Origin of the sequence: Enterobacter sp. SM3, from assembly GCF_009811935.2 — a bacterium.
In the GTDB taxonomy this organism is placed as follows: domain Bacteria; phylum Pseudomonadota; class Gammaproteobacteria; order Enterobacterales; family Enterobacteriaceae; genus Enterobacter; species Enterobacter asburiae_D.
On sequence record NZ_CP099971.1, the window covers coordinates 4,472,288 to 4,486,712 of the forward strand.

Here is a 14,425-nt window from a genome sequence, read left to right on the forward strand (position 1 = left end):
AGAAAAACCCTACAATTTCAGGCAGTACATATTGGCTAAGGAGCAGTGATATGCGTGTTACTGGTTTAACCCCGCAAGATCTCAAGGCTTATGGAATTCACGACGTCCAGGAAATCGTCTACAACCCCGACTACGATACGCTGTATCAGGAAGAGCTCAATCCAGCACTGGAAGGATACGAGCGTGGTGTGTTGACGAATCTTGGTGCTATCGCCGTCGATACCGGTATTTTTACCGGTCGTTCGCCGAAAGATAAGTATATCGTCCGAGACGAAACCACCCGCGATACGCTGTGGTGGGCTGACAAGGGCAAAGGGAAGAACGACAACAAACCGCTCTCCCCGGAAACCTGGCAGCACCTGAAAGGGCTCGTCACCCATCAACTTTCCGGCAAGCGCCTGTTCATTGTCGACGCTTTCTGCGGCGCTAACGCCGATACCCGTCTCTCCGTGCGTTTTATCACTGAAGTGGCCTGGCAGGCGCATTTCGTGAAAAACATGTTTATTCGTCCGACCGACGAAGAGCTGCAGGATTTCACCCCGGATTTCATCGTGATGAACGGTGCGAAATGCACTAACCCACAGTGGAAAGAGCAGGGTCTGAATTCCGAAAACTTTGTGGCCTTCAACCTGACCGAGCGTATCCAGCTGATCGGCGGTACCTGGTACGGCGGCGAAATGAAGAAAGGGATGTTCTCGGTCATGAACTACCTGCTGCCGCTGCGCGGTATCGCCTCCATGCACTGCTCGGCTAACGTCGGTGAAAAAGGCGACGTGGCGGTATTCTTCGGCCTGTCCGGCACCGGGAAAACCACCCTGTCCACCGATCCAAAACGTCGCCTGATTGGCGATGACGAACACGGCTGGGATGACGACGGCGTATTCAACTTTGAAGGCGGCTGCTATGCGAAGACCATTCGCCTGTCTGAAGAGGCCGAGCCGGATATCTTCCACGCGATCCGTCGCGATGCGCTGCTGGAAAACGTCACCGTGCGTGCCGACGGCTCCATCGACTTCGACGATGCGTCGAAAACGGAAAACACCCGCGTCTCTTACCCGATCTACCACATCGACAATATCGTGAAGCCGGTTTCAAAAGCAGGTCATGCCACGAAGGTCATTTTCCTGACGGCGGATGCGTTCGGCGTGCTGCCTCCGGTGTCTCGCCTGACGGCCAGCCAGACGCAGTACCACTTCCTCTCCGGCTTTACCGCCAAGCTGGCGGGTACCGAGCGCGGCGTGACGGAGCCAACCCCAACCTTCTCCGCCTGCTTCGGCGCGGCCTTCCTGTCGCTGCACCCGACGCAGTACGCTGAAGTGCTGGTGAAACGCATGCAGGCATCCGGCGCGCAGGCCTACCTGGTGAACACCGGCTGGAACGGTACCGGCAAACGTATCTCTATCAAAGATACCCGCGCGATTATCGACGCCATTCTGGATGGTTCTCTGGACGACGCCGAAACCTTCACGCTGCCGATGTTTGACCTGGCGATCCCAACGTCGCTGCCGGGTGTGGATACGCATATCCTCGACCCGCGCAACACGTACGGTTCTCCGGAGCAGTGGCGCGAGAAGGCGGAATCGCTGGCGAAGCTGTTTATTGAGAACTTCGAGAAGTATACCGATACCCCGGCGGGTGCTGCGCTGGTGAGCGCGGGACCAAGGTAAAAGTAAAAAGGCAACGAAAGTTGCCTTTTTTAATGTTTTCTCCCTCTCCCCGTGGGAGAGGGCCGGGGTGAGGGCATCAGGCCGCAGAGACCACATTTTGTCGGGGGGTGGCTAGCGCCACCCTTTTTTTAACCCTCTTTCACCTGCCCACGCGTCACCGGTACCGGCAGCCAGGCGCGAATGCTCAATCCACCCCGCTCGCTGGTGCCAATCTCCAGAAGGCCGTTGTGGTTATCGATAATACGCTGAACAATCGCCAGGCCTAAGCCCGTACCGCTGGTGCTGCGCGCGCTGTCGCCGCGCACAAACGGCTGGAACAGATGCTTACGCTGCTCGGGCTTGATACCCGGACCGTCATCTTCCACCTGGAACCAGGCGCGGTTGAGTTCAGACCCGCTGCTGACTTTGATCCAGCCGTTGCCGTAGCGCGCCGCGTTGACCACCATGTTGGCGACCGCACGTTTGATGGAGAGCGGGTGCATGCGTACCTGGATCTCCCCCGCCTGAAGGTCGGTATCAATTTCGCGCTCGTAGCCGCTTTCCGCCGCCACCACCTCGCCCAGCACCGCGTTCAGATCCGCCATCTCCATCGGCATCTCCTGTCCGGTGCGCAGGTAGTCAATAAACTGCTCGATGATGGCGTTGCACTCTTCGATATCCTTGTTGATGGACTCGGCAAGGTAACCGTCCTCTTCCCCCATCATCTCCGTCGCCAGGCGAATACGCGTTAGCGGCGTGCGCAGGTCATGGCTGACGCCCGCCATCAGCAGCGTACGGTCATCCGCCAGCTGCTTCACGCCTGCCGCCATATGGTTAAACGCGCGCGTCACCGAACGAACTTCCGAGGCGCCATACTCGCGCAGCGGAGGAGGAATAATCCCTTTACCGACCTGCAGCGCAGCGTGCTCCAGGTCGACCAGCGGTCGGTTCTGTATACGGATAAATAGCCACGCGCCGCCTATCGCCAGCAGCATAATCGCCAGGGTGTAGCGGAACAGCGGCGAGAAGTCGCCCTGATGGATTTCGGTCAGCGGAACGCGCACCCAGATATTGGGTGACAGCCAGGTTTTCAGCCAGACGACGGGCGAGCTTTTGTTGACCTCAACGCGCACTTCCGTTGGGCCGCCCAGCTGCTGCGCCATCTGCTGGCTGAGGAATTCGTAATGCTGCGCCCAGCGCAGGCCCGCGTCTTCCGCCGCTTCGTTGGAGTAGAGCGAAATGCCCAGCTCACGGTAGATTTCACGGCGAAACGCCGGGGGAACGACGAGCTGCGTGCCGTCCTCCAGCTGCAGTTTGTCGGTCATCAGCATACGGACTTCGTAGGCCAGGACCTTATTAAACTGCTGGAGGCTCGGCAGGATCGCAAAGTTCAGCACCACCAGATAGGTCGTCACCAGGCTGACGAACAGCAGGGTGACGATCAGCAACAGGGTGCGGGCAAACGAGCTACGCGGCGAGAAGCGCATTCGCCTCATGCTTTAGAGCCGTCCGGGACGAACACGTAGCCCAGACCCCATACGGTCTGGATATAACGAGGATGAGCAGGATCTTCTTCCACCATGCGGCGCAGGCGAGAGATCTGCACGTCAATGGAGCGCTCCATTGCGGAGTATTCGCGACCGCGCGCCAGGTTCATCAGCTTGTCACGGGAAAGCGGTTCACGCGGGTGGCTGACCAGCGCTTTCAGTACCGCAAACTCACCGCTGGTGAGCGGCATTGGCTCGTCTTCACGGAACATCTCGCGCGTGCCGAGGTTCAGCTTGAACTTGCCGAAGGCGATGACGGCTTCTTCCTGCGACGGTGCGCCAGGCAGTTCGTTCGCCTGACGGCGGAGAACAGCACGAATACGCGCCAGCAGTTCACGCGGGTTAAACGGTTTTGGAATGTAGTCGTCCGCGCCGATTTCGAGGCCCACGATACGGTCAACTTCCTCGCCCTTCGCCGTCACCATGATGATCGGCATCGGGTTGCTCTGGCTGCGCAGACGGCGGCAGATAGAAAGCCCGTCTTCGCCGGGCAGCATCAGATCCAGAACCATCAGGTGGAAAGATTCACGGGTCAGCAGACGGTCCATCTGCTCAGCGTTCGCGACGCTACGAACCTGGAAGCCCTGCTCGGTCAGATAACGTTCCAGCAGCGCACGCAGGCGCATGTCGTCATCCACGACCAGAATTTTGTAGTTCTCTTGCATTGTGTGTACTCCCAAAGGTTCGGATAGTCTTTGTAACAGCGTATTCTAAAAAAGTGCACGTATTCGACCAGCTAATTCTGGTATAAATTCTAGTCGAAATTGTTACAAAGCATATTTAACAGCAGCTTATCTGCTCATTTCATCACATAAATCATTATTAATCCTGTCTGTTACACTGTGTGGTACGTATTGTGCGCAAGACAGAAAACCGGCAGCAAAGGCTTTACCATGAAAACGCCCCTGATCACCCGCGAAGGGTACGAGAAACTCAAAAAAGAGATGGATTACCTCTGGCGCGAAGAGCGTCCTGAAGTGACCAAAAAGGTGACCTGGGCGGCAAGCCTGGGCGATCGCAGCGAAAACGCTGACTACCAGTACAATAAAAAGCGGCTGCGCGAAATTGACCGCCGGGTTCGCTATCTGACCAAGTGCCTCGAGAATCTCAAAATTGTCGATTACTCCCCGCAGCAGGAGGGCAAAGTGTTCTTCGGCGCGTGGGTGGAAATTGAAAACGACGACGGTGACACCCTGCGTTTTCGCATTGTCGGCTACGATGAAATTTTTGGTCGTAAGGATTACATCTCCATCGACTCACCGATGGCCCGCGCGCTGCTGAAAAAGGAAGTGGGCGATCTGGCCGTCGTTCAGACCCCAGCCGGTGAAGCCAGCTGGTACGTCAATGAGATCGTCTACGTAAAATAGTCCGAGAGCGCCCTCCCCGGCTGGCATTTTGCCGTGTCAGCCCGTATAACTATCCCCTGATTTTTCGACTCAACAGATGATAAAGCCATGATGAAAGATTCGCTCTGCCGCATTATTGCGGGTGATATTCAGGCCAGAGCCGAACAGGTAGAAGCTGCCGTTCGCCTGCTTGATGAAGGGAACACCGTGCCGTTTATTGCACGCTATCGTAAGGAAGTCACCGGCGGTCTGGACGACACGCAGCTGCGTAACCTGGAGACCCGTCTGGGCTATCTGCGCGAACTGGAAGAACGTCGTCAGGCGATCCTCAAATCCATCGGCGAACAGGGCAAACTGACCAGCGAGCTGGAAAGCGCCATTAACGGTACCCTGAGCAAAACCGAACTCGAAGACCTCTATCTGCCGTATAAACCGAAGCGCCGCACGCGCGGGCAGATTGCGATTGAAGCGGGCCTTGAGCCGCTGGCCGACCTGCTGTGGAACGAGCCGTCCCACGACCCGGAAACCGAAGCTGCCAAATTTATCGACGCTGACAAAGGCGTAGCGGACACCAAGGCCGCCCTCGACGGCGCGCGCTACATTCTGATGGAGCGCTTCGCCGAAGACGCCGCCCTGCTCGCGAAGGTGCGTGATTACCTGTGGAAGAATGCCCACATCGTCTCTACCGTCGTCGCGGGTAAAGAGGAAGAAGGCGCGAAATTCCGCGACTACTTCGATCACCACGAACCGATTTCTACCGCTCCTTCACACCGCGCGCTGGCGATGTTCCGCGGCCGCAACGAAGGCTTGCTCCAGCTCTCCCTGAACGCCGACCCGCAGTTTGACGAGCCGCCGAAAGAGAGCCACTGCGAGCAGATCATTATCGACCATCTCGGCCTGCGCCTGAACAACGCCCCGGCGGACAGCTGGCGCAAAGGCGTAGTGAGCTGGACCTGGCGCATCAAGGTGCTGATGCACCTTGAAACCGAGCTGATGGGCACCGTGCGCGAGCGTGCCGAAGACGAAGCGATTAACGTCTTCGCCCGTAACCTGCACGACCTGCTGATGGCCGCCCCCGCCGGCCTGCGCGCGACCATGGGCCTCGATCCGGGTCTGCGTACCGGCGTGAAGGTCGCTGTGGTTGACGGCACCGGCAAGCTGGTGGCGACCGATACCATTTATCCGCACACCGGCCAGGCAGCGAAAGCGGCCGTCGTGGTGGCGGCGCTGTGCGAAAAATACAACGTGGAGCTGGTTGCCATCGGTAACGGTACGGCGTCCCGCGAAACCGAACGTTTCTACCTCGACGTGCAGAAGCAGTTCCCGAAAGTGACGGCACAGAAAGTGATCGTCAGCGAAGCGGGGGCATCCGTCTATTCCGCCTCCGAGCTGGCGGCCCAGGAGTTCCCGGACCTGGACGTTTCCCTGCGCGGTGCGGTTTCAATCGCTCGCCGCCTGCAGGATCCGCTGGCGGAGCTGGTGAAGATCGATCCGAAATCCATCGGCGTGGGCCAGTATCAGCACGACGTGAGCCAGACTCAGCTGGCGCGCAAGCTGGATGCGGTGGTGGAAGACTGCGTAAACGCCGTCGGCGTTGACCTGAACACCGCCTCCGTCCCCCTGCTGACCCGCGTGGCGGGCTTAACCCGCATGATGGCGCAGAACATCGTCGCCTGGCGTGATGAAAACGGCCAGTTCCAGAACCGTCAGCAGCTGCTGAAGGTGAGCCGTCTGGGGCCAAAAGCCTTTGAGCAGTGTGCGGGCTTCCTGCGCATCAACCACGGCGATAACCCGCTGGATGCCTCTACCGTTCACCCGGAAGCGTACCCAGTGGTGGAACGCATTCTGGCCGCCACCCAGCAGGCACTGAAAGACCTGATGGGCGACAACAGCGCCCTGCGCAACCTGAAAGCCGTGGATTTCACCGACGACAAATTTGGTGTTCCAACCGTCACCGACATCATCAAAGAGCTGGAAAAGCCGGGCCGCGATCCGCGTCCTGAGTTCAAAACCGCGACCTTTGCCGACGGCGTGGAAACCATGAACGACCTCCTGCCCGGCATGGTGCTGGAAGGGGCGGTGACCAACGTGACCAACTTTGGCGCGTTTGTGGATATCGGCGTGCATCAGGACGGTCTGGTGCATATCTCATCCCTCGCCGACAAGTTCGTTGAAGACCCGCACACCGTGGTCAAAGCGGGCGACATCGTGAAGGTCAAAGTGCTGGAAGTGGATCTGCAGCGCAAGCGTATCGCCCTGACCATGCGTCTGGATGAGCAGCCTGGCGACACCAACGCGCGCCGTGGCGGAAACGGCGGCGGCCGCGAGCAGCAGCGCCCGGCCGCGAAAGCGGCAAAACCGCGCGGACGTGATGCTCAGCCTGCAGGCAACAGTGCGATGATGGATGCGCTGGCGGCAGCGATGGGTAAGAAACGCTAAGGTTGTCAATGCCCCTCACCCTAACCCTCTCCCCAAAGGGGAGAGGGGATCGCACGGTGCGGTCTTTTCTCCCTCGCCCCCATGGGGAGAGGGCCGGGGTGAGGGGAATAAAATCATATCGAAATATATGAAACTGATTGCATAGCCATATTTAAACCACCAATTATCACCCCGTTAACAAATACTCCCCTTTTCGTTTTCCAGACAATTCAGCAAATATTGAGCAAGGTCAAACTGGCCGTAAATTAATACCGCAAACAACATTCCGTCACAGTTTTAATATTGCTGATAAAAACTATTCTCATTATCATCCCATAGTAGATAATTTAACCTTTCGTGGAATCAGGCGTTATGCAATTCACTCCAGACAGTGCATGGAAGATTACCGGTTTTACTCGCGAAATTAGCCCGGCCTATCGGCAAAAGCTGCTGTCGCTGGGCATGCTGCCCGGCTCGTCATTCCAGGTCGTGCGCGTGGCGCCGCTAGGTGACCCGGTTCACATCGAAACCCGCCGCGTGAATCTGGTGCTGCGTAAGAAAGACCTCGCGTTAATAGAAGTCGAAGCCTTATCCCGATAACAAGCCAGCGGTTTCAGTGAGTCTAAAAAAATGAAAAAGTTAACTATTGGCTTAATTGGCAATCCTAATTCCGGCAAGACCACCCTTTTTAACCAGCTGACCGGCGCGCGCCAGCGCGTGGGCAACTGGGCGGGCGTGACGGTTGAGCGTAAAGAGGGCCAGTTCACGACAACGGACAACCAGGTGACGCTGGTTGACCTTCCCGGCACCTACTCCTTAACCACCATTTCGTCGCAAACCTCGCTCGATGAGCAGATCGCTTGCCATTATATTCTCGGCGGCGACGCGGACCTGCTGATCAACGTGGTCGACGCCTCCAATCTCGAACGTAACCTTTATCTGACGCTGCAGCTGCTGGAGCTGGGTATCCCCTGCATCGTGGCGCTCAACATGCTCGACATTGCGGAGAAACAAAAGCTGCGCATCGACGTCGATGCCCTCTCCGCGCGCCTGGGGTGCCCGGTCGTTCCGCTGGTCTCGACGCGCGCTCGCGGTATTGACGCGCTGAAGCTGGCGATTGACCGTCACCAGGGTAATCGCGACATTGAGCTGGTGCATTACGCGCAGCCTCTCCTGCGCGAAGCCAATTTGCTGGCGCAGGAGATGGACAACAGCATGCCTGCGAAACAGCGCCTGTGGCTCGGCCTGCAGATGCTGGAAGGGGATATCTACAGCCGCGCTTACGCCGGACATGCGGCAGATAAGCTGGACGCGACGGTGGCCCGTCTTAGCGACGAGCTGGACGACCCGGCGCTGCACATCGCCGATGCGCGTTATCAGGCCATCGCCTCGATTTGCGACGTTGTCAGCAACGCCCTGACGGCAGAACCCAGCCGCTTTACGGCAGCGGTGGATAAAGTGGTGCTTAACCGCTTCCTCGGTTTGCCCATCTTCCTGCTGGTGATGTACGTAATGTTCCTGCTCGCCATTAACATCGGTGGCGCACTCCAGCCCATTTTCGACGCCGGTTCCGTCGCGGTCTTCGTACACGGTATTCAGTGGGTGGGTTACACCCTGCACTTCCCGGAATGGCTCACCATCTTCCTCGCTCAGGGGATCGGCGGCGGTATCAACACCGTTCTGCCGCTGGTGCCGCAGATCGGCATGATGTACCTGTTCCTCTCGTTCCTGGAAGATTCCGGTTACATGGCCCGCGCCGCGTTCGTGATGGATCGTTTGATGCAGGCGCTGGGTCTGCCGGGTAAATCCTTCGTCCCGCTGATTGTCGGCTTCGGCTGTAACGTGCCGTCGGTGATGGGCGCACGCACGCTGGATGCGCCGCGTGAACGTCTGATGACCATCATGATGGCGCCGTTTATGTCCTGCGGTGCCCGCCTGGCAATCTTTGCGGTCTTTGCCGCAGCCTTCTTCGGTCAACAGGGCGCGCTGGCGGTCTTTTCGCTGTACGTGCTGGGCATCGTGATGGCGATCCTCACCGGTCTGATGCTGAAGCACACCATCATGCGCGGTGAAGCATCACCATTTGTGATGGAGCTGCCGGTGTATCACGTGCCGCACCTGAAAAGCCTGGCGATCCAGACCTGGCAGCGCCTGAAAGGCTTTGTGCTGCGCGCCGGTAAGGTCATTGTCATCGTCAGCATTTTCCTGAGCGCGCTGAACAGCTTCACCCTCAGCGGGCAGGCGGCAGATAACATCAACGACTCTGCTCTCGCCTCCGTCAGCCGCGTCATCACGCCGGTCTTCAAACCGATTGGCGTGCATGAGGATAACTGGCAGGCAACCGTCGGGCTGTTCACCGGCGCGATGGCGAAAGAGGTGGTTGTCGGCACCCTCAACACGCTTTACACCGCTGAGAACATCCAGGAACAGGAATTTAATCCGGCAGAGTTTCATCTCGGTCATGAACTGCTGGGTGCCGTAGAGGAGACCTGGCAGAGCCTGAAAGACACGTTCAGCCTGAGCGTGCTGGCGAACCCTATTGAGGCGAGCAAAGGCGACGGCGAAATGGCGACGGGTGCCATGGGCGTGATGGGCGAGAAATTTGGCAGCGCGTCTGCGGCCTACAGTTACCTCATCTTTGTTCTGCTCTACATTCCGTGCATCTCCGTGATGGGGGCGATTGCCCGCGAGTCCAGCCGCGGCTGGATGGGCTTCTCCATCCTGTGGGGGTTAAACATTGCGTACTCGCTGTCGACGCTCTTTTATCAAACCGTTAACTTTAGCCAGCATCCGCGCTACAGCCTGGTCTGCATTCTCGCGGTTGTGCTGTTTAACGTGATAGTGCTCGGTCTTCTGCGGCGGGCACGCAGCCGCGTCGACATCGACCTGCTGGCAAACCGTAAAACCGCCGCGACCTGCTGCAGCAGCCCGGCGGGCGACTGCCACTAAGGAGCACACCATGGCATCGTTAATTCAGGTTCGTGACCTGCTGGCACTACAAGGGCGGATGGAGGCGAAACAGCTGAGCCTCAGCCTGCATACGCCGCAGCCGATGATCGATGCCATGCTGGAAAGACTGGAAGCCATGGGGAAAGCCGTTCGGATTCAGGAAGACGCGGACGGCTGTCTCTCCGGCAGTTGTAAAAACTGTCCGGAAGGAAAGGCCTGCCTCAGGGAGTGGTGGGCGCTGCGTTAACAAAGCCGGGCATCGCTGCCCGGCTTTATCGTATTACTTATAGACGTCCGCCGTTGCGCGTACGTTTTTGGTCTGCTTTTCAGCGCTGGTGACGACGTAGTACGTTCCGCCCAGCTCATCCGCTTTCTTCGACAGCTCTTTTCTCGCGTCCATCGGCGCGGTGGTGTCAGACGTAGAAATCTCACCAATTTTCGTCAGATTCATGCCGGCAACTTTATCTTTTTCCAGCTCTTTTGCCGCAAAGACGCCAAATGACAGTGACCCAATAACCAGAGAAGTGACAATACCTGTAACAAGTTTCATAGCCTGACTCTCCATAGGATTGTTGTTTTGATTATCGTAGGCAGAACAACCGCAACGACATCTGGAGTATGGTTGCGGTGTGTAACTTTTTCCAGGCTGGATAGAAAATAATCAGTCTAAACGTTGACTTAACGCAATGAGCGCTGAACAAAACTCCGTCGGATGGGAGATAAACGGGGCATGTGCGGCTTTGGCAATAATCTGCGATTCGCTGTCCGGCCAGAGCGAATCCAGCAGCGGAACTACTTTGCGCGGCACAATCCCGTCGAGGTAACCGTAGATACGCAGGTGCGGCACCGTCAGCGCGGCCAGCGGCTCGCGCAGGTCAACCGTTTTCAGGAGTTCAAGCCCCCCGTTAAGCACCTCGACCTCCGGCATCGGCAGCGAAAGCACGGTCTGCTTCAGCGTTCGGGCATCTTTACGCGCGGTGTCAGTGCCCATTGTCTGCAATGCCAGGAACCGCTCTACGGTCCGCTGGAAATCTTCGCTCAGCTGCTGCTGGAAACCCGCCAGCACTTCAGGTTTGATCCCTGGCCACGCGTCCTGCGCGCTAAAACAGGGCGACGACGCCACCGTTACCAGGGCTTGTACGCGGTCAGGCCGCGACAGTGCAATCTGGCTCGCCACCAGCCCGCCCAGGCTCCAGCCCAGCCAGACCGCTTTTTGCGGCGCAGCGTCCAGAACCTGCTGCGCCATCTCATCAAGCGATAACGCGCCATATCCGCGGCTGCGGCCAAAGCCGGGTAAATCCACCAGATGCAGCGTGAAATGCGAGGCAAGTTCCTCACGTATGCAATGCCATATCTCCGCGTTCAGGCCCCATCCGTGCAGCAGCACAAGATGGCAATTTCCTGTCCCAACGGTCTGCCACCACAGCGTCTTCATCAGTTACTGTTCTCTTTTTTCACATGGAGGTTGCACATGCTAACAGTACCCGGCTTGTGCTGGCTATGCCAAATGCCGCTGGCGCTCAGCCGGTGGGGCGTCTGCTCCGTCTGCACGCGATCGCTGGAATGGCGTATCGGGACCTGTCCACAATGTGGTTTACCGGCCACAAATCCCTCTTTGCCCTGTGGCCGCTGCCTGAAAAAATCCCCGCCGTGGAGCGCGCTGGTGGCGGTGGATGATTATGTTCCCCCGCTGAGCAGGCTGATTCACGCGCTGAAGTTTTCCGGGCAGAGCTCGCTGGCACAGCCCCTTGCCCGCCTGCTATTGCTGGCGGTTTTGCAGGCACGGCGTCAGCGCGCGCTGGCGAAAATCGACATGGTGGTGAATGTCCCCCTATACCGGCGTCGGCACTGGCGGCGCGGCTATAACCAGAGCGACCTGATCTGCCGTCCCCTCGCGCGGTGGCTCGGCTGTCGGTATGAGGCCAGCGCGCTTACACGTGTTCATGCCACCGCCATCCAGCATCAGCTCAGCGCCCGGCTGCGCAAAAGAAACCTCAAAAATGCCTTTCGCCTTGAATTGCCGGTCGACGGCCTCCATATCGCGATTGTGGATGATGTCGTCACCACGGGCAGTACCGTTGCTGAACTTTCCCGACTGCTTTTGCGAAGCGGCGCCGCGTCGGTTCAGGTATGGTGTCTGTGCCGTACCTTGTAGCCCTTCTTCAATGGGCGTATGATTATACCCAGGTAATTTAGTCAACTATTAGGCCAAAGCTATGATCCGTATTTCCGATTCTGCACAAGCGCACTTTGCCAAACTGCTGGCAAATCAGGAAGAAGGGACGCAGATCCGCGTGTTTGTGATTAATCCAGGCACTCCGAATGCAGAATGTGGTGTTTCTTATTGTCCTCCGGACGCTGTGGAAGCGACTGACACTGCCCTTAAATTTGAACAGCTCACCGCCTACGTTGATGAGCTGAGCGCTCCGTATCTTGAAGATGCGGAGATCGACTTCGTCACCGATCAGCTGGGTTCTCAGCTGACCCTGAAAGCGCCGAACGCGAAAATGCGTAAAGTGTCTGACGATGCCCCGCTGATGGAGCGCGTTGAGTATCTGCTGCAATCCCAGATCAACCCACAGCTGGCGGGCCACGGCGGCCGTGTAACCCTGATGGAAATCACGGAAGACGGTCTGGCGATCCTGCAGTTCGGCGGCGGCTGTAACGGCTGTTCGATGGTCGACGTGACCCTGAAGGAAGGGATCGAGAAGCAGTTGCTGAACGAATTCCCGGAATTGAAAGGCGTGCGTGACCTGACCGAGCACCAGCGCGGCGAGCACTCTTACTACTAATTCAGTGTTCGCCCGTATTGCCCGGTGGCGCTGCGCTTACCGGGCCTACAAAAATAGTCTGCACGAATCGTAGGCCGGGTAAGGCGAAGCCGCCACCCGGCTTTTGTTTTCCCGCCGCCCCCCTCTATATGTTGACCTGCGTCTCATAATTCACATTTAGCCTCCCAGGGTGATTCTCAATCACATAATGTTACCCGTATCATTCCCATGGGCACTAAGCACACTCATAACAGCCGACTAAACTTAATGGTTTCCAAGGCATCAGTATTAGTGCCGTTAACACTCTGTTCCCAGTTGGGACAATCGGAATTTGTCGTTGAAACAATGACGTTACCCATAACAATTCAAAGGCCAGGTAAATCATGCCATTAGTCATCGTTGCTATCGGTGTTGTGTTATTACTGCTCTTGATGATCCGCTTCAAGCTGAACGGGTTTATCGCTCTGGTTCTGGTGGCACTTGCAGTCGGTCTGATGCAAGGGATGCCGCTGGTTAAGGTTATTAGCTCCATTAAAGCCGGCGTCGGCGGTACGCTCGGCAGCCTGGCGCTGATCATGGGCTTCGGTGCCATGCTCGGCAAAATGCTGGCAGACTGCGGTGGCGCGCAGCGTATTGCCACCACCCTGATTGCCAAATTCGGTAAACAGCACATTCAGTGGGCCGTGGTGTTAACCGGTTTTACCGTCGGTTTCGCGCTGTTCTATGAAGTGGGCTTCGTGCTGATGCTGCCGCTGGTATTCACCATCGCGGCTGCGGCAAACATCCCGCTGCTGTATGTCGGTGTGCCAATGGCTGCGGCGCTGTCCGTGACCCACGGCTTCCTGCCGCCGCACCCGGGTCCAACCGCTATCGCGACCATCTTCCACGCGGATATGGGTAAAACCCTGCTGTTCGGTACGATTCTGGCGATCCCAACCGTGATTCTGGCAGGCCCGGTTTACGCCCGCTTCCTGAAAGGCATTGATAAGCCGATCCCGGAAGGTCTGTACAGCGCCAAAACCTTCACCGAAGAAGAGATGCCAGGATTTGGCGTCAGCGTCTGGACCTCTCTGGTCCCGGTGATCCTGATGGCGATGCGTGCCGTGGCGGAGATGATCCTGCCGAAAGGTCACGCGTTCCTGTCCGTTGCGGAATTCCTGGGTGACCCGGTAATGGCAACGCTGATTGCGGTGCTGATCGCGATGTTCACCTTCGGTCTGAACCGCGGTCGTTCAATGGATCAGATCAACGACACGCTGACCTCTTCCATCAAAATCATTGCCATGATGCTCCTGATCATCGGCGGTGGCGGTGCGTTCAAGCAGGTTCTGGTCGACAGCGGCGTGGATAAATACATCGCGGCCATGATGCATGAAACCAACGTGTCGCCGCTCCTGATGGCCTGGTCTATTGCTGCGGTTCTGCGTATTGCCCTGGGTTCTGCAACCGTTGCGGCGATCACCGCTGGCGGTATCGTTGCCCCGCTGATTGCGACCACGGGCGTAAGCCCTGAGCTGATGGTTATCGCCGTCGGTTCCGGTAGCGTGATTTTCTCTCACGTTAACGACCCTGGCTTCTGGCTGTTCAAGGAGTACTTCAACTTGACGATCGGTGAAACCATCAAGTCCTGGTCCGCGCTGGAAACCATTATTTCGGTGTGCGGTCTGGTCGGGGTGCTGCTGTTGAATATGGTTGTCTGATGTAAAAAAGCCGGGTGGCGCTGACGCTTACCCGGCCTACATTCTATT

13 protein-coding genes are annotated in these 14,425 nt (G+C 57.6%); 9 read left to right on the plus strand and 4 right to left on the minus strand.

Annotation, left to right across the window (positions count from 1 at the left end; translation table 11 throughout):
• The first annotated feature begins 50 nt into the window (after window positions 1-50).
• Complete coding sequence (gene pckA / locus GVO84_RS21075) at window positions 51-1,667, plus strand: phosphoenolpyruvate carboxykinase (ATP) (RefSeq protein WP_121426125.1); 1,617 nt, start codon at window positions 51-53, stop codon at window positions 1,665-1,667.
• Window positions 1,668-1,795: 128 nt separating this feature from the next.
• On the opposite strand, the gene envZ is transcribed toward pckA, so the two are convergent.
• Both envZ and ompR read right to left on the minus strand, forming a co-directional pair.
• Window positions 1,796-3,142: a two-component system sensor histidine kinase EnvZ gene (gene envZ, locus GVO84_RS21080; RefSeq protein WP_010436407.1), complete on the minus strand. Its 1,347-nt coding sequence runs from the start codon at window positions 3,140-3,142 to the stop codon at window positions 1,796-1,798.
• Window positions 3,139-3,858 (minus strand): two-component system response regulator OmpR, encoded by a 720-nt coding sequence (ompR, locus tag GVO84_RS21085; RefSeq protein ID WP_001157751.1) that lies wholly within the window; start codon window positions 3,856-3,858, stop codon window positions 3,139-3,141. Before ompR ends, envZ begins: the two co-directional genes overlap by 4 nt.
• Before the next feature lie 228 nt (window positions 3,859-4,086).
• On the opposite strand from ompR, the gene greB reads away from it, so the two are divergent.
• The 5 genes from greB to feoC all read left to right on the plus strand — a co-directional run bounded on the left by greB (window position 4,087) and on the right by feoC (window position 10,153).
• Window positions 4,087-4,560: a transcription elongation factor GreB gene (gene greB / locus GVO84_RS21090; RefSeq protein ID WP_014885539.1), complete on the plus strand. Its 474-nt coding sequence runs from the start codon at window positions 4,087-4,089 to the stop codon at window positions 4,558-4,560.
• An 87-nt stretch (window positions 4,561-4,647) separates the two neighbouring features.
• Entirely contained in the window at window positions 4,648-6,978 is a 2,331-nt protein-coding gene (locus tag GVO84_RS21095; RefSeq protein ID WP_159515055.1) for a Tex family protein, read from the plus strand.
• A gap of 351 nt (window positions 6,979-7,329) precedes the next feature.
• Window positions 7,330-7,557 (plus strand): ferrous iron transporter A, encoded by a 228-nt coding sequence (gene feoA / locus GVO84_RS21100; protein ID WP_008503050.1) that lies wholly within the window; start codon window positions 7,330-7,332, stop codon window positions 7,555-7,557.
• 30 nt (window positions 7,558-7,587) lie between these two features.
• Window positions 7,588-9,906 carry a Fe(2+) transporter permease subunit FeoB gene (feoB, locus tag GVO84_RS21105; protein WP_159515056.1) on the plus strand — a complete coding sequence of 773 codons (2,319 nt, stop codon included), beginning with the start codon at window positions 7,588-7,590 and terminating at the stop codon, window positions 9,904-9,906.
• Between the two features lie 10 nt (window positions 9,907-9,916).
• Window positions 9,917-10,153, plus strand: coding sequence for a [Fe-S]-dependent transcriptional repressor FeoC (gene feoC / locus GVO84_RS21110; RefSeq protein WP_159515057.1), 237 nt, complete (start codon window positions 9,917-9,919; stop codon window positions 10,151-10,153).
• 33 nt (window positions 10,154-10,186) lie between these two features.
• Here feoC and GVO84_RS21115 read toward each other — a convergent pair whose 3' ends face one another.
• A complete protein-coding gene (locus GVO84_RS21115; RefSeq protein WP_023309499.1) occupies window positions 10,187-10,456 on the minus strand; it encodes a YdgH/BhsA/McbA-like domain containing protein in 270 nt (89 codons plus the stop codon).
• A 111-nt stretch (window positions 10,457-10,567) separates the two neighbouring features.
• Window positions 10,568-11,341, minus strand: a complete 774-nt coding sequence (gene bioH, locus GVO84_RS21120; protein ID WP_159515058.1) for a pimeloyl-ACP methyl ester esterase BioH — start codon at window positions 11,339-11,341, stop codon at window positions 10,568-10,570.
• A gap of 36 nt (window positions 11,342-11,377) precedes the next feature.
• On the opposite strand from bioH, the gene gntX reads away from it, so the two are divergent.
• From gntX to gntT, 3 genes are all read left to right on the plus strand, one after another.
• Complete coding sequence (gntX, locus tag GVO84_RS21125) at window positions 11,378-12,061, plus strand: DNA utilization protein GntX (protein WP_159515059.1); 684 nt, start codon at window positions 11,378-11,380, stop codon at window positions 12,059-12,061.
• A 61-nt stretch (window positions 12,062-12,122) separates the two neighbouring features.
• Window positions 12,123-12,698 (plus strand): Fe-S biogenesis protein NfuA, encoded by a 576-nt coding sequence (gene nfuA / locus GVO84_RS21130; RefSeq protein ID WP_029742206.1) that lies wholly within the window; start codon window positions 12,123-12,125, stop codon window positions 12,696-12,698.
• 362 nt (window positions 12,699-13,060) lie between these two features.
• Window positions 13,061-14,377, plus strand: a complete 1,317-nt coding sequence (gene gntT, locus GVO84_RS21135; protein WP_121426130.1) for a gluconate transporter — start codon at window positions 13,061-13,063, stop codon at window positions 14,375-14,377.
• The last annotated feature ends 48 nt before the right edge of the window (window positions 14,378-14,425 follow it).